Source organism: Paenibacillus wynnii, from assembly GCF_000757885.1.
Lineage (GTDB): Bacteria > Bacillota > Bacilli > Paenibacillales > Paenibacillaceae > Paenibacillus_AQ > Paenibacillus_AQ wynnii.
In genome coordinates this window covers 1,063,813-1,083,476 of record NZ_JQCR01000003.1, presented here as the reverse complement: position 1 = coordinate 1,083,476, position 19,664 = coordinate 1,063,813, and the positions used below count along the sequence as shown (strand labels likewise).

Here is a 19,664-nt window from a genome sequence, read left to right as displayed (position 1 = left end):
GCCATGAATAAAACAGATCGACTGCTGGCGATTATCCTTGAATTACAGCGCAAGGGAATGCAGCGAGCAGAGGATTTAGCGGGTACTTTCGAGACAAGCATTCGAACCATTTACCGAGATGTACAAGCGCTAAGTGAAGCTGGAGTGCCCGTCATAGGAGCGCCGGGGATGGGTTACTCTTTGATGGAGGGTTATTTTCTGCCCCCTGTGAGCTTTACGGCGGATGAAGCAGTCACATTGTTGATCGGAATTGATTTTGTAGAGCAACAGTTTGATGCGGACTATAGGGCTAAGGCTATGGCAGGACGCAGTAAGATTGAGGCGGTTTTACCTGAAAATGTACGCCTCGAATCCTTGCGGATTCGTGAGGGGATGAAGATTATAAGCAAGTCCAGAAGAATCAATAAGACGAATGCGGAACTGCTCGGGAGCTTGCGTGAGGCGATACAGGGGAAACGTAAAGTACGGATGATCTATGCAAAAGTTAAACCTGATGCCTCCGAGGATCCACGCATGTCTCGCGAAATTGATCCATATGGTCTTGTGTTCATCAATGGAGGATGGATTCTGGTTGCCTTTTGTCATGTCCGGCAAGGGCTTCGTCATTTTCGTGTAAGCAGAATACAAAGTCTCGAGCTACTGAAGGAAACCTTTATTTTAGCGGAGGACTTTCAGTTACATTCGTATAAACCTATAGATGACAGAAATCTTCTTGTCCGGTTATTGATTCGCCCCGAGCTTGCATCCAGGGTTAAGGACAATCCGTACTATTACATGGAGCATATGGAAGATCAAGAAGACGGACTGCTTGTAACGCTAAGAGTTCGTGAACCTGAAGAGGTGTTGGATTGGGTGTTGGGATGGGGTGGAGGTGCCGTCGTGCTGGAGCCGGAGATTCTCAGGCAAAAAGTACGGTTGGAAGCTGAAAATATGTTAAAACGCTACTGACATAATGCTGTCAGTAGCGTTTTTATATACTGAAGCCACACCAATCACAAAGGAGAAATGATTCAATGATGAATACGAAAGAATATCTGCAGCGATTTGAGGATACAGTCAACATCTACCTTCAAGATCTGGAAGCCTATAATATGGAGCAGCTTCTGCTTAAACCGCAAGAGGACAAGTGGTCAATGGGACAAATGTATTTGCATTTAATTCAATCCGCTCAATTTATGGGGCTTCGCAATATCGAAGTTTGTCGTGTTATGGATACAACACCAGAAACAGCTGAGGTTAAAACAGACGCTGGTAAAGCTGTATTCGAGATTGAAGGCTTCCTCCCAACCTCCATCCAGGTTCCACCTTCTAAGGAATACACCCCTTTACAACCTGTAAGCAAGGAGCAGTTGTCAGAAGGATTGCATCTAGTTCTTAAGAAAATGCGTGAAGTTGAACCCTTACTGGCTGGAATTCCGACCACTCGTACTAGCCCGCATCCTAGATTAGGGGCATTGAATGCCTACGAGTGGTTCTATTTAACCGAAATGCATTATCGCCATCACTTCTTACAAAAGAAGCGTTTGGAGGAGTTTTTAGAGATTAAGATCTGATGAACAGCAGCTAGGACATGAGGTACATGTCCTGGCTGCTTTTTTAATTTCTTCATGACATTTACACCCCCGAGTAAGCCATAAATCCACCATCTACGGGAACGGTTATCCCGGTAATAAAGCCGGACATCCGCTCATCCGCAAGCCATAAAAGGGTGCCGAGCAGATCCTCGGGCTTACCAAAACGGCGCATAGGAGTATGCGCGATGATTTTTCGAGAGCGTTCTGTGAGCTCTCCATTTTCTTGTATAAGCAGCTTCTCATTCTGTTGGGTCAGAAAGAATCCCGGGGCGATAGCATTCACACGTATCCCTGCCTCTGCCAAATGTACTGCTAACCACTGCGTTAGATTATTTACGCCTGCTTTGGCGGCACTATATGCCGGTACCTTGGTCATTGGAGATGCCGCGCTCATGGAGGAAATATTAATCACAGAAGTACCTTGACGACCAAGCATCTGCTTGGCAAAGACTTGCGTAGGAATCAAGGTACCCATCATATTTAAGTCCATGACCTGACGAAATCCCGGAACACTTAGATCAAAAAAGGAGAGAACGTTCGGGTTCTCCAAATCTTCGGTCTTGAAGGTCTCGTGGGTCGTATTCGCGCTGGGATCGTTTCCTCCTGCCCCGTTAATTAGCAGGTCGCAAGGTCCCCAGTGCTTCAATACTTCATCTGCCGCGCGGAGTACACTGTCTTTATCTGTAACATCACAGGGATAAGCGACGGCTTGGCCTCCTGCAGCTATAACCTGATCTGCCACTTGAGCGCCTTTATCCAAGGTGCGGTTTAAGATGACAACCCGGGCGCCTTGACGACCTAGTTCTTCTGCCATCGCGCGACATAATATTCCAGCACCGCCTGTGATTACAACAATTTTACCGATCAATGCGGGATGTAAGGATAATTCAGTCATGACTATCACTCCTCCATTAGGTTACTTATTCTATTTCGTACTGTTTCGGTAAGCAGAAGGAGAGACTCCGCTTAACTTTTTGAAATATTTAGAGAAATGGGCCAGTTCCATCCCGACCTGTTCCGCGATGTCTGAGATGGTGGAATCCGAATAGGACAGCAGCCTTTTAGCAAATTCCATCCGTTTCAGGTGCACATAATGCATAGGGGGAACACCCATGAACTTTTTAAAGTAAGGAATGAAATAATTCGGGTGAAGGTGGACAAGTTCGGCTAACTCTTCCACCTCCAAAGGTTTATTCAGGCGCTCATCAATGTAATTAAGGACATGGGCGAGCTTTCCTTGATCACGGGTCTGGATAAATTCCTGCATGAAATCCGTGTAACCACCGGATTCCAGACATAAGGCGACCAGGTTCAGGAGATAGGATTGAATACGCAGCGTGGATAGAACATCGTTATTTTGCAGCTGGTGGATCATGTCGGAGAAGATTTCCCGTGCAGCGTCAGGATCGGGGGCGTCACTGATAAACAGCTTGTTAGCGGAGTGGAACAACGGCCATTCCCCGATACGAGCCTCGAAATGACAATAATAACGTGAATATGGATTCTCCGTTGAGGTCTCAGTCGTTTGGGTGCTTCCGGCCGGCATAATCATTAGTTGACCCGGTTTGGGAAAATGAGTGATTCCATTGAGGATCACCTTTCCTTCACCCCTATCTATGAAATACAGCCTATTGAAGGAAGGAGTCTCATTCGTGCGGTTCCAACCCGGGTATTTACTGCTTAGCTGAGCATGTGTTACCGTGACCGTTAGATTTTCAAGTAGACGGCCTGTAATTGTTGTGGGCTGATTCACGGTCTCACTCCTTCTAGTGATGCTTGTTATTGATTATATCGGATTTCATTTATCTAATACATCTTATTATTTGACAAAAGATTCTTAGTTTCAGTCATGTTATCTTTCGGCAATTGGGTATATTCTCTAACCATAAACTTAAAAAAGAATAGGGATGTGACCCACGTTGGAGTTAGTACGCTATGGAATTATTGGATTAGGAAATATGGGCCGAAGCCACGCCTTGAGTCTGCTAAATGAGGTTAAAGGCGCAGAGCTTACGGCCGTGTGCGATATGGACCCGGAACGACTGAAATGGGCTGAGAAGAATTTACCGGAGAGTGTGGTTTTATTCCAAAATCCAATCGACTTATTCAAGTCGCATTCTGTTGACGCTGTACTGATCTCCACACCCCACTATGATCACCCCACGCTCGCCATAGAAGCGTTAAGCTATGGATATCATGTGTTGATAGAGAAACCGGCCGGGGTATACACAAAGGCTGTGCGAGAAATGAATGATGCTGCCGCTCTGTCGGATCGCAAATTCGGAATCATGTATAATCAGCGGACGAATCCCCTTTACCAGAAGCTGAGAGAGCTCATTCAATCCGGAGAGCTTGGTGAAATCCGCCGAACCAACTGGATTATCACGAATTGGTATCGCTCTCAGAGTTATTATAATTCCGGCGGCTGGCGCGCCAGCTGGGCAGGTGAAGGCGGCGGCGTGTTATTGAATCAAGACCCGCATCAATTAGATCTGTGGCAGTGGACAACAGGAATGATGCCCAAGCGGGTCCGGGCTTTCTGCCACTTCGGTAAATATCGTGATATAGAGGTGGAAGACGATGTTACCGCGTATGTGGAGTATGAGAACGGCGCTACGGGCTTATTTATTACTACCACTGGTGAAGCACCGGGAACCAACCGTTTTGAAATAAATGGGGATAACGGAAAAATTGTCGTGGAAGACGGGGCACTAACTTTCTGGCGTTTACGGACACCGGAACCCAAGTTCAATGCAGAATTCACAGGCGGTTTCGGTGCCCCGGAATGCTGGAAGTGTGAAATTCCGGTAGAAAAAGGAATAGGTGAACAGCATTTAGGCATCCTTCGTAATTTCACGAACGCTATTTCCTTTAACGAGCCGCTCCTCGCACCTGGTGAAGAAGGAATTAAGGGTCTAACTCTTTCAAATGCCATGTATTTATCGGCTTGGACCGACAACTGGGTAGAACTGCCCATCGATGAAGACTTATTCTTTGAGAAGCTGTCTGATAAAATCAAATACTCCAATTTTGTAAAAGAAAACGTGGTAAGTAAGCCGCTGGATGTTAAGGGAACTCACTAAACGATAAATAGACTATGGAGATGAATACAGATGAAGCCTTCGATGATTGCAGCACAAATGTACACCTTTAGAGAGTATACACAGACCAAAGAAGAATTAAGGTCAACTTTTCAAAAGCTGGCTTCCATAGGTTATACCGCCGTTCAGGTGTCTGGTATCGGACCTATCGATCCGTTGGTAGTTAAACAATTCGCCGATGAATATGGATTGGAGATATGCGCTACGCATGTGCCATGGACTCGTTTGGTGGATGATTTGGACGCTCTGGCTAAAGAACATCAGCTGTGGAACTGCAAATATATCGGATTAGGCGGGTTGCCCGATCTGTACCGCACCGGTCTGGAAGGTTACCGTATCTTTATTAAAGAGATTTCAGCAATCGCCAAACGATTGAATGAGAATTACGGCTTGCAATTTATTTACCATAATCATGATTTTGAGTTTGAACGCCTAGAGGACGGCAGAACAGGAATGGACATTCTTTTGGCAGAGACAGATCCTGATTATGTGGGCTTCGAGCTCGATTTATATTGGTTACAGGCAGCAGGTGCGGATCCGGTGGAATGGATTCACAAGGTCAACGACAGAATGCAAGTGGTCCATCTTAAAGATATGGCCGTAATTGATCGAAAGCCTGTTTTTGCTGAGGTGGGTGAAGGGAATATGAATTATCCGGGTATTATTAAGGCTTGTCGTGAGACCGGTGTTGAATGGTATGTGGTGGAGCAGGACGTTTGCCGACGGGATCCCTTTGAGAGCGTTACCATTAGTTTGGACTATCTTTTACATACGATCGAGGGGGTTTAGGATGAGTCGCAATGATGGAATGCTGTACGCGCCTACTTATGAAGCCAAACCTGTAGTTAAGCCCGGAGAATTCATATTCGCGGCCATTGCTCTAGATCACGGACATATCTATGGGATGTGCAACGGTCTAATAGAAGCTGGAGCTCAGTTGAAATGGGTGTATGACCCCGATGCGGAAAAGGTTAAATCGTTTATAGATAGGTACCCGGGAGTGAGAGCCGCCCGTTCGGCAGAAGAAATTCTGGAAGATCCTGGGGTGCGTATGGTGGCTACTGCTGCTATTCCCTCAGAACGGGGTCCGTTAGGGCTTAAGGTCATGGGACATGGTAAGGATTACTTTACAGACAAAACACCCTTTACGACACTTGAACAATTAGAAGCGGCAAGGGTGCAGTCAGCTCGCACGAAGCAGAAGTATATGGTTTATTTCAGTGAAAGACTGCATGTTGAAAGTGCAATATACGCAGGTCAACTCATTCGCCAAGGAGCCATTGGCCGTCCTTTACAAGTGATCGGATTGGGCCCGCACCGTTTAAATGCTGCTAATCGTCCGGAATGGTTCTTCCAAAGAGAGAAATACGGCGGCATCCTGTGTGATATTGGGAGCCATCACACCGAACAATTTCTATACTATTGTGGATGTACTGATGCAACAGTCCTTCACAGCAAAGTAGCCAACTATAACAACAGCGCCTACCCTGAACTGGAGGATTTCGGAGATGCCACACTTGTGGGGGATAACGGAGCTACACAATATTTCCGAGTAGACTGGTTTACACCGGGCGGTCTGGGCACCTGGGGAGACGGACGAACGATGATAATGGGGACTGAAGGCTATATTGAGCTGCGCAAATACACCGATATCGGACGTTCGAGCACGCCAGACCATGTGTTTTGGGTAGATAGTCAAGGAGAACATTATGAGCATGTAGCGGGCAAGATCGGATACCCTTTTTTCGGGGAGCTAATTCTGGACAGCATGAATCGAACGGAATTGGCCATGACGCAGGCTCATGTATTTAAAGCGGCAGAGCTATGCCTTCTAGCACAAGCTAAGGCAATCCATCTTTCATCAATTTTGAGGTAACGCGTGGGGTAGAGCTCAGAAAGAAGATCGGACGGTGAAAAGACGATGGAACTTGGAGCGGCTATTATAGGATGTGGAGCGATTTCACCTTTACATGCCAAAGCGATCTCAGCCATGAAGGGAGTTCAACTTCGGGTGGTAGTCGATGTGGATGCAGCAAAAGCAGAACAGGCAGCGCGAGAATGCGGATGTTCCAGGGTGGTGGATTACCGAGAGCTATTGGACCGACCGGATATAGATGTGGTGCACTTGTGCACTCCCCATCACTTACACGCTGAGATGGCCATTGAATGTTTGAATGCGGGAAAGCATGTACTTACCGAAAAGCCGATCGCTTCAGATCTCCCATCTGCAAAGCGTATGGTGGAAGCTGCTGAGAACAGTACCGGTCAACTCGGAGTCGTGTTTCAGAACCGCTATAATGAGCCTTCGATTCGTATCAAGGAGGCTCTGGACTCTGGTGAACTGGGACAGCTGATCTGCATGAAGGGTATAGTAACCTGGCACCGCGATGAGTCTTATTATACAAATAGTACATGGAGAGGTCGCTGGGATACGGAAGGCGGAGGCGTACTGATTAATCAGACGATCCACACACTGGATTTACTTCAATGGTTTGGCGGAGAGATATCCTCAGTTAAAGGAAGTATCACTACAGATGCCCTGAATGGCATTATTGAGGTGGAGGATACGGCGCATGCAACCTTATTTTTTAAAAATAACGTCAGAGCTCTATTCTATGCCACCAATGCCTACCTCGTAAATTCCCCTGTAGAGCTGGAGCTGGTTTTTGAACAAGGGACATTAATTCAGCGCAGGGATTGCTTATATCTCTATAAAAAGGGTAAAGAAACCTTATGGAGCCACCCCCCTACGGGTAACGCATTGGGTAAGTCCTATTGGGGCGTCAGTCACAGTCTGCTGATTAAAGACTTTTACGAGCATGTTAGGGATAAACGGGATTTTTGGCTGAATGGTACGGAGGGAATGAAGGCTTTACAGCTGGTTTCGGATATCTATACCTCTTCGAGTGCCAGACTTACAAATCTCTAATCCAAAAGCATACAACCCAAAAGACTGTCTCTATTCGTATAGTAAATTCTACGAATAGACAGTCTATTTTTTTTACCAATAGTGAAACTAAAATAAGTCACAACCAAACTTCCGGTATGCGGCCACAAACTGTTATTATAGGATTTATAAATAAGAAGATAACGAAGAAGGTGATTAGGTTGTCGAAACTTCAGGTTCTAATCGTAGATGATGAATGGAACATGCGCAATCTGCTGCGGATCTATCTAAGTAAAGAGGGCTTTGGAACCAAGGAAGCTACAACAGGACATGAAGCCTTGGCGATGTGGCGTGAGCATCAATTTGATCTGATTTTGTTAGATGTGATGATGCCGGATATGGATGGTTGGCAAGTCTGCAAGTTGATCCGGGAGACCGATTCGACCATTCCGGTTCTGATGCTAACCGCCCGCTCAGAGACAAAGGACAAAGTTCAGGGGCTTGGAATGGGTGCGGATGATTATTTAACCAAACCTTTTGAACCGGAAGAGTTATTGGCTCGAATCTATTCTTTACTTCGGCGTTCCACCGGAGGATTGCAGGCCAAACAACCAGAACGTGTTGTTATTGAATTTCCCGGTCTGAAGATCTATCCAGAGTCCCGTGAGGTTCATATTCAAGATACAAACGTCGAGTTTACGCTTAAGGAATTTGATCTTCTATCTACGCTGGCCCAGAGCAGGCAACGTGCGTTCAACAGGGAAGAGCTTGTGGACAGGTTATGGGGGAATGATTACGGAGGAGAGACTCGTGTCATAGATTCACACATCAAGAATATCCGTGAGAAGCTGCACAATGCAGGGCTCCCGTATAACCCGATACAGACCGTCTGGGGACTCGGCTATAAATTTCAGATTCCTGGTGATGTCTAATGAGAAATAACATTATCGGGCGAAAACTCGGTGTTGTAATCATTTCCGTCTTTTTAGTGGTACTGTTGTTTCTGGGCTTTACCATTGACCGGATGTTTACTAATTTTTATTACAGTGAAATGCAAACAGAGACGGAGGAGCTTACCTCTCACTTTACGATAATGGCTGAATCTCAAGATACGACTACAGAACAGATGATGCGTACCTTTGCTGAATTCTCGAATGTCAGTATCTTTAATATTTCTAAGAACGGAAACGTTGATTTCCATTCAGGTGTGCACGATTCAACCGACCGTTCCTTTATTCGTGCTGCTGACTTAAAGGGAATATTCCTAGGGGATAGCGTAAGCTTTGACTATAAAGATCCTAGTGGACATCGCTACTTCGTAACAGGACAACCTATACTGGAAGGGGAAACCATACGCTCTGCTCTCTACGTAATGGCTTCCACAGAAAGTATGGATCGTTCCCTATCTGATGTTCGGAATATATTATTCTTGTCCGGATTCGGCGCATTTATCTTGGCCATGGGCATCACTTGGGTAATTGCCAGAGCTTTGTCCCGTCCGCTTGTACAAATGCAAAAGGCAACCCGTCAAATTGCTGCCGGTGAACTCGAAACCAGGCTAACCATTCGAAGTAAAGATGAGATTGGATTTCTTGCAGGTGCCATAAATGACCTGGCCGTGGATCTTCAGCGATACCGCGATACTCGTCAGGAGTTTCTAGCTAATATCTCTCATGAGCTTCGAACACCCATTACTTATCTGGAAGGTTATGCGAAGGTAGTCATGGATGGTCTATATGAGACTGAAGAGGAGAAAAACCTGTATTTGAATATTATTTATCAGGAAGCGCACCGAATTCAACATCTGGTTGACGACCTTTTTGAACTGGCCAAGATGGAAGAAGGCAATATTTCTCTAACCTTTGAATGGGTGGATCTATCCCAAATGGTAGACCGGGCAGTTCATAAAGTTGAATTGAAGGCCCGGGAGAAAGATCTTAAGCTGGACGTGCAGTATATTGGAACAGCCGTGAAGGTTCACGGGGATGAGAAACGCATGGAACAGATTGTGATGAATCTTTTGGAAAATGCTATTCGCTATACAGATCATGGTGAAATCAAAGTTTATCTAGATTTTGGAGCAGGCTCCGTTGCTTTTATTGTAGAGGACACGGGCATGGGTATACCTGAAGCAGAGATCCCTTATATCTTTGATCGGTTTTACCGGGTGGAGAAATCTCGTTCCAGGCAATACGGCGGGAGTGGACTTGGACTCTCTATCGTTAAAAAGCTGATGGATCTCCACGGTGGTAAAATTGTGATTACTAGTAAAGTTGGAATCGGTACCCGCTTCGAGGTCCATTTTACCTAGATAAACTGAAGCATTGGGATAATACCGTATTTAAAGTCTGATGTTCGTATTTTTGTCTCCTTAGATTGCCTTCAAGTATCTTATGAGCCCAGGCTAATGCTTTATAATATTGGTCTGGTTCTTGAACTCGAATTCTAAAGTGGCAAAAATCCAAATGTGTCTGATATTCCTCAACGGAGGTTTCAATATCGAGCTGGCGCAACTGATTCTTCCGGATACTCTCAGCATGCTGCTCTTGAACAAGTTCATGTACGTTAGAGACTTGTTGAGAATGCAGTCTGTATACGAGTAATACTTCAGGTAAGTTAACAATTTGCGTAACTTCTGCTAATCGATTCCATATTTCATAATCCTCCGCATAATAATAGTACAAATACCGGATTCCATGGTTGTTAAGAACGGATTTTCGGATCATTACGGAGGGATGGACAAGAGTACAGTGGAATAACTGCCAGCATTTAATTTCTTCATGATTTAAGGGTTTCTTGGTAATCTCGTTTCTTCCCAAGTAACGAACCTGAGAGCCACACACACCGCAGTCTGGATGAGCATCCATGAATGCCACCTGGCGCTCAAAGCGCTGGGGCAATGCGATATCATCCCCGTCCATTCGGGCAATATACTCGCCGTTGGCTAAATCTATCCCTTGATTTAAGGATTCGATGATACCCAAGTTGATCGTATGAGTAATTAATTTGATTCTGCTGTCGTCAAACTTTCTGATGATATCTAAGGTTCCGTCTGTAGATCCATCATCAATAATTAACAATTCGAAATCCCGATAGGTTTGCGTCAGAATACTGCAGATTGATTCTTCAATATAATTTGCTACATTATATACCGGCATGAGAACTGATATCTTGGCCAATACTACACACCACCCGTCATTAATTTCTGAATTATTGTATGTAGCGTAAGTCCTATACGACCTGAATACCTGTCTATCTGCATGAAAATAGACCAAACTGTCCAATCCCTTTTTCCCGCTGCTTAATTTAATAGCAGTATAGGGAGGGATGTACATTGAATTACAATGAAATTAAGGGTACCTATGATGTTATTTTCAGTTTAGGACATAATTGTCTAGCTGCAACTCAATTATCTCGTCATATGTTAAGGAAGGTAGGAGGCGTGCTGGATTGGGTGGAGTCGCCTATTCAAGCAGGAGTTAATCATTTACTGCGCAATCGTTTTGTGAATTTTATGGAATTCCCTAATCTAGCAATAACAGGAATTAACGAAAAGGCTGAAAGTTATATTGTACGAGATGCCGCCTATCATATCTTCTCCCATCATGATTTCCACCTAAAGGAGAACACACCTGAGCAGCTTATAAGCTACCCTGAGCTTAGAGCAAAGGTGGATCGGCGGGTTCCGCGGTTTCTACAGACACTTCAGAATGCTAATCGCATATTATTTATTCGCACGGAAGGAACCATACATGAAACAGCGGAACTCTTAGAGGTTCTAAAAGGACTGGTAGCCGGGGAGTTCAATGTACTTGTCATTAACCACGCCCCAGTACAAGGAGTGGTTGAAACCCCTTGGCCTTTCCATAATGTATGCGCTCTTCAGATCCCTGAGGTGCCGGATATGTTTGAAAATAACGATTACCTGTGGAAGATCATTTTGGATGGATTTCACGTTCGATAGTTCGAGTAGGTAATCTTATAAGTAATACTTTCACTTAAGGCTCAGAGGTTTCCTGAGTCTTTTTTTGTCATTTTTTGCTCGTAGAATTGAAAAAACTGAAACTTTTAATCCGAAATTTTCGTTTATGATAACTGTTAGTAGACATGTACGATTCAAGGAGGAATTAAAAGAAGTGAACCCGTCATCATTACCTCAGCGTTCCACGGTTAAGAAGAAGAGAAAAAGTCAGAAACGAAAGAAGAAAAGTTTTTTCCGTACCCTTTCCAAAGTAATTCTAACTTTTTTGATACTGATCCTTGCAGCGGGGGGCTGGTTTTACTTGGCTCCATCGGCCCGAAATTTCCGTTTCTTGGTCGCAGATACTTTGATTACAACCCAGCACCGTTATTTGGCGAAATATATTATAGGCGAAGATGAATTGAAAAATCGGGTGTCGGAGTATAGTACCCGCTTCGAACAGATGGGTGTGGAAGAAGATACCCATACCATAGACACTGCTAAACCCCAAGAAGAAGAACTAGTGAAACCCCTTGTCGAGGTTGAGAATGTTTCAGGCAGTGGTTATACGGGATTCGTCATGATCGTGAATGATCCTACCAAAATCCGTTTGGGTATACCGAATAAGGTCGGCTCCGGTGAGAAGGTATCCCACATGGTTTCACGTACAGGTGCGATTGCCGGGGTTAATGGCGGCGGGTTTGCCGATCCCAACTGGAAAGGCAACGGATTCAAACCGATAGGTGTCGTTATTTCACAAGGGGAATTATATTACGAAGGTTTGGGCGGTAAAAATTCTACTCAGATTGTAGGTCTGGATACTAAGGGGAAGATGATTGCCGGAAAGTACTCTCTTGAAGAACTTAGCAAGTTGGATGTTCAAGAGGCAGTCACGTTTCAGCCGCGTCTTATTGTAAACGGCAAGGGTCTGATTAGAAATGCCGCAGAAGGCTGGGGAATTGCTCCTCGTACTGCTATGGGCCAACGTGCAGACGGAGCTATAATATTCGTAGTCATTGACGGTAGACAACCGGGATACAGCATCGGTGCGAACCTCTATGATGTTCAGCAAATTCTCTTGAAGCATGGAGCGGTGATCGCGGCGAATCTGGATGGAGGTTCATCTACTGTGCTTGTGAAAGATAATCAGATAGTAAACAAGCCTTCATCTGAATACGGTGAGCGTTATTTACCAACAGCTTTCCTGGTGTTTGAACATCCTGAACAGGCGGATATTGCGAACATCTGGGAGGGTCTGGATCCTTATAAGATTGATGCCGGAAAAAAACGAACTCCCTAAAGGAAATTTGTTAATATCCTGCGATTAAATCATCCCGTTTTTAGCCTGTAAGAAGGCTGGAAGCGGGACTTTTTTTATATTGATAATCGGAACTGTTCATTAAGGACATATGTCCTTCACAAACCTCTGGATGTATCCTTTAATTAAAGATAAAGATATACAGAGATGAGTTAGAGGAGAGAGATGGAATGAAAGGTATACTATTTGCTTTTTTAGCCGGGGGATTTATTACTTTACAAGGGGTAGCCAATTCTCGGATTAGTGAGGATATCGGCACTTGGCAAGCAGCAGCACTGACTCAGTTCACTGGATTTGCAGCAGCTTTTCTAATACTGATGTTCGTCCGGGATAAGAATTGGCAGGGGTTGAAGCGAGTGAAGCCGTTATATTTGATCGGCGGTGCATTTGCATCCGTTATAATCTTCAGCAATGTCACAGCTATCCAACAAATCGGGGTAACTCTTACTATATCTGCTGTGTTGATTGCCCAACTGTGTCTGACTTTTCTGGTCGACAGCAGCGGATGGTTTGGCGTTGTGAAACAGAAGATGCGTCTGCCGCAATTCATTGGGATCGGAATGATGATGGCTGGAGTGGTGATCCTGAAGTTTTGATGAAAAAATGAAATCTACGGAGGTATATACTTTATGATTTTAGGACTTATATTGGCGCTTGCCGGCGGGACTTTGGTCGGTTTGCAGAATATTTTTAATAGTAAGGTAAATGAACGTGCGGGATCATGGGCAACCACCACTTTAGTACTGGGTATGGGGTTTGCAGCTTCACTGACAATCGGTTTAATTTTTCAGGGGAAACAAATGTTTGTTTTGCACAATATGCAGCCTTGGTATTATTTCAGCGGTCTGATTGGTGTCGGAGTGGTTATTTCACTGGTTCAAGGAATTAGGCTGCTAGGCCCTACGTTTGCTGTTTCTATTATGTTGACCTCTCAGCTCGGGTTCGCCTTGTTATTTGATTCCCTTGGGTGGTTAGGACTAGATAAGGTTCCTTTTACCCTCAATAAGTTGATCGGTGTGCTGGTTATCGTAGGCGGTATCATTGTTTTTAAATTAGGAGGTGCACGTCAGAAGCAAGAGGAATCTAACACCATTCCAATGAAGAAACTGCTTCATCAAGATTGATCTTTCTCATAAATTTTGCTCAACCCGCAGTAGCTCCTGTGAGGATAGCTTGTTAGCTAACGGGGGCAGAACCATAGAATAAAAAAGGAAAACGACAAAAGTGCATATCCCAAGTAAATAGTGAAGCCAGGTAATGGTGATAAAAGTCGGAAAGGTGAAAGTGACAATACCTAGTGCCAGCGAGTGGCCGAACATCATAATGGGTTCCGTCAGTGCATTCACTCTTCCCATATTTTGCGGAGTAATTAGTTCAGGCATCCAACTGCCTAATGATATATTTACAGGTGAAAGATTGATTCCCATAAGGAAAGTGACAGCTAGGTACACTCCAATCTGATTCGTCGATCCGAGCACAACTACCAGTACACTTGAAATAAACAAACCTGTAATCAGTATTTTGGTTCTTGTAAACCTCCGGATCAGAGAAGGGGCTGCAAAACTGCCTATTAAAACACCGATTCCTAGAGACATGGTAATGAGTGAAGAGAGCACCATATAATTGTCCGGACTAAGTTTGTATTTCATTGTAAAGATAGGCAGCACCGCGAACACCCCATTGACGATCCCAAAAAAAAGAAAACCCGATATCAGAACACGCAGCAGCTTGTGTTTCACAATATACGAAATTCCTTGACGGAAGTCTTTGATTATCAGTGGAAACCTTACATCTCGTAAGGTTTTTTTACCGTTTGGCATACGGACCTCTTCCGGGAAGCGGCAACATAATATAAGGATTCCGGAAAAGATAAAGCTCAACCCGTCGATAACGATAGCCCCTTTAACTCCTACAAAGTGATACGACAACGCTCCCAAGCTCAATCCAAAAATCATAAACAGTCCCATAATCATCTGATTTAAGCCTGTCGCCTGAACATACTGCTCTCGCCCTATACTTCCCTGGAGCAAGCCCATTTCCGCAGGTCCAAAAAACTTTGAAATCGCACTGCGTAGGAATAAGACAACGAAGCAAGCGAATATGGCATCGTAATGCACAAAGAGGAGGAGCACCACGGTCAATCCAGCCCGAATCCAGTCGCTGTATGCGGCGATTAACTTCCGGTCGAGTAGATCAGCCACAACTCCAACAATCCAGAATACCGCAAACGTAGGCAATGAATACATCAACTCCGCTGTAGTGGCCAAATCAGGGCGACTGCTGTATCGATCCACCAGATAATAGGCAAAAGCCATATTCCCAACAACACTGCCAAACTGAGAGGCAAAGGCGGCTAAGAATAGTTTGGTAAACGTAGGATTGCGAAAGAGTGCACGCATCGTATAATCCCTCCTAATATGTTTTCACATTGCCAGTCTTACATGGGGGATAGCAGTTGATTTAAGTAGTTAGTCATCGCTGCTAGCTGGTTTTCTGTATGAGCTTGCTCCGAACCTACTGCGAAAGTATGAGTCATTATTCCTTCTTGAAACGATGCGATAATTCTAGCGATGTCCCCAATAGGCATAATAGGCGCAAATTCCTGTTGATCTACTCCGAGCTGCAAAAGCTTTTCGAAAAGGGTAATTCCGTTCTCATAGCGTTTCAATAGCAAGCTTCTTCGTTGTTCTTTCCGCCACCCTGTAAGAAAATACTCATAAAAGGCCGGCATAAGACTTCCGCGCTCAGGTAACAGAAGCTCCTTCTTCTGCTGGGTGAATGTGGTTTGAATCACTTCCCATATAAGGGGCTTTTCAGCTAAGAGAGACTCAATGTAGCGCTCATATTCCGAGTCTTGAAGGTCAAGCAGGGCTTCAAATATTTCTTCCTTCGTTTGAAAATAAAGATAGATCCATCCTCGGCTCATGCCTGCTTCTTCCACAATATCCTTAAGGGTTGCCGGCTCATAACCTTTGTCGATAAATACCTGCTTGGCAGCCTCTAGAATTTTTCTTCTTCGTTGTTCTTTTTGATCATCGGATATTTTTGGCGACATATTGTTGAGCCTCCTAATTCAATAATAATGAACTGCGTGTCATTATACATATAATAATGACACGCGGTTCATTTTGCAATAACAAAATCTCATAACAGTAAAAACTTGGAATCGCATACTCTTTCCGTAGGATTAGCTATTAATGCTTAAACGCGCTAACTCTATAATGAATGTGTATTGCATCGGAAGGAGGATCTACAAAGAATGTAAGCGCTACACATTGTTTCTGATCCAAACCATTTTAAGGAGGAATAGAATGCGCAACAAGTATGTCGTATGGACGCTTGTAGGAATCATGTTAATCACAACTTTGTTCATGGGTATCGGGCCGCTAGTTTCGGTCTCAGCAGCTGGAGGACCAAACTTAACGCTAGGGAAAAACATAACCACAAGTGGCCAATCTCAAACTTACAGCCCGAACAACGTAAAAGACAGTAATCAAGGCACGTATTGGGAAAGTTCCAACAATGCCTTTCCACAATGGATTCAAGTGGATTTGGGTGCAGATACGAGCATTGACCAAATCGTTCTGAAAATCCCCGCAGATTGGGGCACACGGACACAAACGATGGCCGTTCAAGGCAGCACGAACGGCTCAACGTTCACGAATATGGTTGGCTCCACGAATTATGTATTCAATCCATCGGTTGCCGGCAACTCGGTTACAATCACTTTTGCAGCTACCAGTACGCGCTACGTTCGCCTTAACGTAACAGGCAACACTGGCTGGCCGGCAGCACAGGTATCTGAATTCGAAATTTACGGCACTAATGGTACAACGCCGACCCCATCGCCTACAGCGACGCCTTCCGGCACTTACCAGGCTGAGTCAGCCGCACTGTCAGGTGGAGCGAAAGTGAACACGGATCATACGGGCTACTCTGGTTCCGGCTTTGTTGATGGCTATTGGACACAAGGTGCGACCACAACCTTCTCCGTAAACGTGCCGGCGGCAGGCAACCGCAATGTGACGTTAAAGTACGCTAACGCGAGCGGCAGCACGAAGACAATAAGCATCTACGTTAACGGTATAAAAATCCGCCAATCCTCACTGCCTAACCTGGCAAACTGGGATACGTGGGGCAGTCAGGTGGAAGCGCTAGCACTTAATGCCGGCAATAACACAATCACGTATAAATACGACTCCGGCGATTCCGGTAACGTCAACATTGATCAAATTACTGTAGCAGCGACGATCTCTACACCAACTCCAACACCTACAGTGACACCAACACCAACGGTAACGCCAACACCAACGGTGACACCAACACCGACGGTGACGCCAACACCGACACCAACAGTAACACCACCTCCAGCTGGTAACCGCGGGGCAAGTGTACCTTATAGCCGATATGATACTGACGATTCTACACGCGGCGGTGCAGCTACTCTGAAGACCGCACCGACATTTGATCAAGCCCTGATTGCTTCGGAAGCTTCTGGTCAGCGCTATGTAGCACTTCCTTCGAACGGCTCCTATCTGGAGTGGAAAGTCAGACAGGGTCAAGGCGGTGCAGGAGTCACCATGAGATTTACCATGCCCGACTCTTCAGATGGTATGGGTCTTAACGGTTCACTCGACGCTTACGTCAATGGCGTTAAGGTCAAGACCATATCTTTGACATCCTATTACAGCTGGCAGTACTTCTCTGGTGATATGCCAGGAGACGCACCTAGCGCAGGACGGCCGCTTTTCCGTTTTGATGAAGTGCACTGGAAATTGAATACTCCACTCCAACCGGGCGACACCATCCGAATCCAGAAGAACAATGGTGACAGCCTGGAATATGGTGTGGATTTCATTGAGATCGAGCCTGTTCCTACTGCGATTGCCCGTCCAGCCAACTCAGTATCAGTGGTTGAATACGGTGCTGTTGCGAATGATAGTATGGATGATCTTGCAGCATTTAAAGCGACTGTAAATGCAGCAGTTGCATCCGGCAAAACGATGTATATTCCCGAAGGAACATTCAACCTTAGCAGTATGTGGGAAATCGGTTCTGCCAACAATATGATCAATAACATCACGATCACAGGGGCGGGATTATGGCATACGAACATTCAGTTTACCAATCCTAATGCGGCTGGTGGTGGAATCTCGCTTCGTATCTCAGGTAAGCTTGATTTCAGCAATATCTATCTGAATTCGAATTTGCGGTCACGATATGGTCAGAATGCGATCTATAAAGGGTTTATGGACAACTTTGGAACCAATTCTATTATTCATGATGTCTGGGTAGAGCATTTTGAGTGTGGGATGTGGGTAGGGGATTACGCTCATACTCCGGCGATCTATGCAAATGGACTGATTGTGGAGAATAGCCGTATCCGGAATAACCTTGCTGATGGAATTAACTTTTCCCAAGGAACTAGCAATTCTATCGTTCGCAATAGCAATGTGCGGAATAACGGGGATGACGGTCTTGCCGTTTGGCCGAGTAATGCAAATGGTGTAACTGTGGGTAATAACAACACCTTCTCTTATAACACAATCGAGAACAACTGGCGTGCAGCAGCTATTGCATTCTTTGGAGGCAGCGGACACAAGGCAGATCACAATTACATCATTGACACCGTTGGTGGTTCCGGGCTAAGAATGAATACCGTGTTCCCCGGATACCATTTTCAGAACAATACCGGCATTGTATTCTCGGATACGACCATTATAACGAGTGGTACCAGTAAAGATCTCTACGGCGGTGAACGAGGAGCTATCGATTTGGAAGCTTCTAATGACTCCATCAAGAACGTAACGTTTACCAACATTGATATCATCAATACGCAACGCGATGCTATCCAATTGGGTTACGGTGGTGGATTCGCAAACATCGTATTTAACAACATTAATATTAATGGTACGGGTCTAGATGGCGTAACAACCTCACGGTTCTCCGGACCCCATCAAGGTTCAGCGATCTACACCTATACAGGCAATGGCTCCGCAACGTTCAACAACCTGACAACCAGTAACATTGCTAACCCGAATATCAATTACATTCAGAGCGGATTTAATCTAATCATCCAGTAGCATTTATCTAAAGCTAAGGGGGGAGTTCTTTGGAACTCCTCTTTTTTTGTTGTGATCAGGAAAAGAATTTAAATAATACCTGAATAGTCGGATTTAGGAAGGCAACAATAATTATATGAAGTAAAGAGAGGTAGTTGTGATTCTAGGAAGCGTTTTCATGAGGGGGGATAATTATATATATTATTTTGACTAAGTAAGTGCGTTTATAAGCAACTGTCACATTGTTGAAGATGTATAAGTTAACCAAGTAAAAAGCCGGCAGACAGCAATACTCTGGAAATAAAATCAATATTGAAAGTGAGTATATCTTGGAATTTTGAATTTGTAACAAGTATATGGATAATAACTATGTGATAGATAATCATAGGTCGAAAGGAAATTTTGTTGTCGATCAAGATTAGATGGTTAAATCAGAGTCATCAAACTCAAACACAATTAAACACTAATTAGATATCGGTATAACTACTTAGATAGTTATCTAAAGATAAGCGTTCTGATAAATAAACTTAATATATGTTCGAATAATATATTTCTCGGCACACTATAAACGTAAAGGTGATGTCGGCAATTTATCAAAATACCAGATCATCGAGAAATCGAGTAGTACCAAAGATTTAAATACAGTTAACAGATGAAGTGCTGCTAAAGTCTATATACAAAAAAAAAGGGAAAATTACGGCAGTTTAATTAGTCCTAATTATTTTCCTACACACATGTTCACAAAACCCGTATTTTGTACA

Annotated in this window: 18 protein-coding genes; 13 read left to right on the top strand and 5 right to left on the bottom strand. The window is 44.5% G+C overall.

Going from position 1 to position 19,664, the window contains the following annotated elements:
- The first annotated feature begins 3 nt into the window (after positions 1-3).
- Together PWYN_RS20335 and PWYN_RS20330 are read left to right on the top strand one after the other, a co-directional pair.
- Positions 4-948 (top strand): helix-turn-helix transcriptional regulator, encoded by a 945-nt coding sequence (locus tag PWYN_RS20335; RefSeq protein ID WP_036655624.1) that lies wholly within the window; start codon positions 4-6, stop codon positions 946-948.
- A 65-nt stretch (positions 949-1,013) separates the two neighbouring features.
- The gene (locus PWYN_RS20330) at positions 1,014-1,553 is read left to right on the top strand and encodes a DinB family protein (RefSeq protein ID WP_338049216.1); all 540 of its coding nucleotides are present in this window, start codon (positions 1,014-1,016) and stop codon (positions 1,551-1,553) included.
- A 61-nt stretch (positions 1,554-1,614) separates the two neighbouring features.
- On the opposite strand, the gene PWYN_RS20325 is transcribed toward PWYN_RS20330, so the two are convergent.
- Positions 1,615-2,469, bottom strand: coding sequence for an SDR family oxidoreductase (locus PWYN_RS20325; RefSeq protein ID WP_036655621.1), 855 nt, complete (start codon positions 2,467-2,469; stop codon positions 1,615-1,617).
- Positions 2,470-2,499: 30 nt separating this feature from the next.
- The gene (locus tag PWYN_RS20320) at positions 2,500-3,327 is read right to left on the bottom strand and encodes a helix-turn-helix domain-containing protein (protein ID WP_036655619.1); all 828 of its coding nucleotides are present in this window, start codon (positions 3,325-3,327) and stop codon (positions 2,500-2,502) included.
- Positions 3,328-3,493: 166 nt separating this feature from the next.
- On the opposite strand from PWYN_RS20320, the gene PWYN_RS20315 reads away from it, so the two are divergent.
- From PWYN_RS20315 to PWYN_RS20290, 6 genes are all read left to right on the top strand, one after another.
- Positions 3,494-4,657: a Gfo/Idh/MocA family protein gene (locus PWYN_RS20315; RefSeq protein ID WP_036655617.1), complete on the top strand. Its 1,164-nt coding sequence runs from the start codon at positions 3,494-3,496 to the stop codon at positions 4,655-4,657.
- Positions 4,658-4,687: 30 nt separating this feature from the next.
- Positions 4,688-5,464, top strand: a complete 777-nt coding sequence (locus PWYN_RS20310) for a sugar phosphate isomerase/epimerase family protein (protein WP_036655613.1) — start codon at positions 4,688-4,690, stop codon at positions 5,462-5,464.
- Position 5,465: 1 nt separating this feature from the next.
- Positions 5,466-6,551 (top strand): Gfo/Idh/MocA family protein, encoded by a 1,086-nt coding sequence (locus PWYN_RS20305; protein ID WP_036655610.1) that lies wholly within the window; start codon positions 5,466-5,468, stop codon positions 6,549-6,551.
- Positions 6,552-6,596: 45 nt separating this feature from the next.
- Complete coding sequence (locus PWYN_RS20300; protein WP_036655608.1) at positions 6,597-7,604, top strand: Gfo/Idh/MocA family protein; 1,008 nt, start codon at positions 6,597-6,599, stop codon at positions 7,602-7,604.
- A 179-nt stretch (positions 7,605-7,783) separates the two neighbouring features.
- Entirely contained in the window at positions 7,784-8,494 is a 711-nt protein-coding gene (locus PWYN_RS20295) for a response regulator transcription factor (protein ID WP_240479800.1), read from the top strand.
- Entirely contained in the window at positions 8,494-9,873 is a 1,380-nt protein-coding gene (locus tag PWYN_RS20290) for a sensor histidine kinase (RefSeq protein ID WP_036655606.1), read from the top strand. The genes PWYN_RS20295 and PWYN_RS20290 overlap by 1 nt, the downstream gene beginning before the upstream one ends.
- On the opposite strand, the gene PWYN_RS20285 is transcribed toward PWYN_RS20290, so the two are convergent.
- Positions 9,866-10,741 carry a glycosyltransferase family 2 protein gene (locus tag PWYN_RS20285; protein ID WP_036655603.1) on the bottom strand — a complete coding sequence of 292 codons (876 nt, stop codon included), beginning with the start codon at positions 10,739-10,741 and terminating at the stop codon, positions 9,866-9,868. The genes PWYN_RS20290 and PWYN_RS20285 overlap by 8 nt on opposite strands.
- Positions 10,742-10,896: 155 nt before the next feature.
- Here PWYN_RS20285 and PWYN_RS20280 point away from each other — a divergent pair, with 155 nt between their 5' ends.
- The 4 genes from PWYN_RS20280 to PWYN_RS20265 all read left to right on the top strand — a co-directional run bounded on the left by PWYN_RS20280 (position 10,897) and on the right by PWYN_RS20265 (position 13,965).
- Entirely contained in the window at positions 10,897-11,526 is a 630-nt protein-coding gene (locus PWYN_RS20280; protein ID WP_036655601.1) for a DUF1796 family putative cysteine peptidase, read from the top strand.
- 172 nt (positions 11,527-11,698) lie between these two features.
- A complete protein-coding gene (locus PWYN_RS20275) occupies positions 11,699-12,823 on the top strand; it encodes a phosphodiester glycosidase family protein (RefSeq protein WP_036655599.1) in 1,125 nt (374 codons plus the stop codon).
- Positions 12,824-13,011: 188 nt separating this feature from the next.
- Entirely contained in the window at positions 13,012-13,437 is a 426-nt protein-coding gene (locus tag PWYN_RS20270) for a DMT family transporter (protein WP_036655596.1), read from the top strand.
- 33 nt (positions 13,438-13,470) lie between these two features.
- Complete coding sequence (locus PWYN_RS20265; protein ID WP_036655595.1) at positions 13,471-13,965, top strand: DMT family transporter; 495 nt, start codon at positions 13,471-13,473, stop codon at positions 13,963-13,965.
- A 6-nt stretch (positions 13,966-13,971) separates the two neighbouring features.
- On the opposite strand, the gene PWYN_RS20260 is transcribed toward PWYN_RS20265, so the two are convergent.
- Both PWYN_RS20260 and PWYN_RS20255 read right to left on the bottom strand, forming a co-directional pair.
- Positions 13,972-15,240: an MFS transporter gene (locus tag PWYN_RS20260; RefSeq protein WP_036655593.1), complete on the bottom strand. Its 1,269-nt coding sequence runs from the start codon at positions 15,238-15,240 to the stop codon at positions 13,972-13,974.
- Between the two features lie 38 nt (positions 15,241-15,278).
- The gene (locus PWYN_RS20255; protein ID WP_052088213.1) at positions 15,279-15,896 is read right to left on the bottom strand and encodes a TetR/AcrR family transcriptional regulator; all 618 of its coding nucleotides are present in this window, start codon (positions 15,894-15,896) and stop codon (positions 15,279-15,281) included.
- A 256-nt stretch (positions 15,897-16,152) separates the two neighbouring features.
- Between PWYN_RS20255 and PWYN_RS20250 the strand changes: the two genes are divergently transcribed.
- Positions 16,153-18,924, top strand: a complete 2,772-nt coding sequence (locus tag PWYN_RS20250; RefSeq protein WP_036655591.1) for a galactose-binding domain-containing protein — start codon at positions 16,153-16,155, stop codon at positions 18,922-18,924.
- The last annotated feature ends 740 nt before the right edge of the window (positions 18,925-19,664 follow it).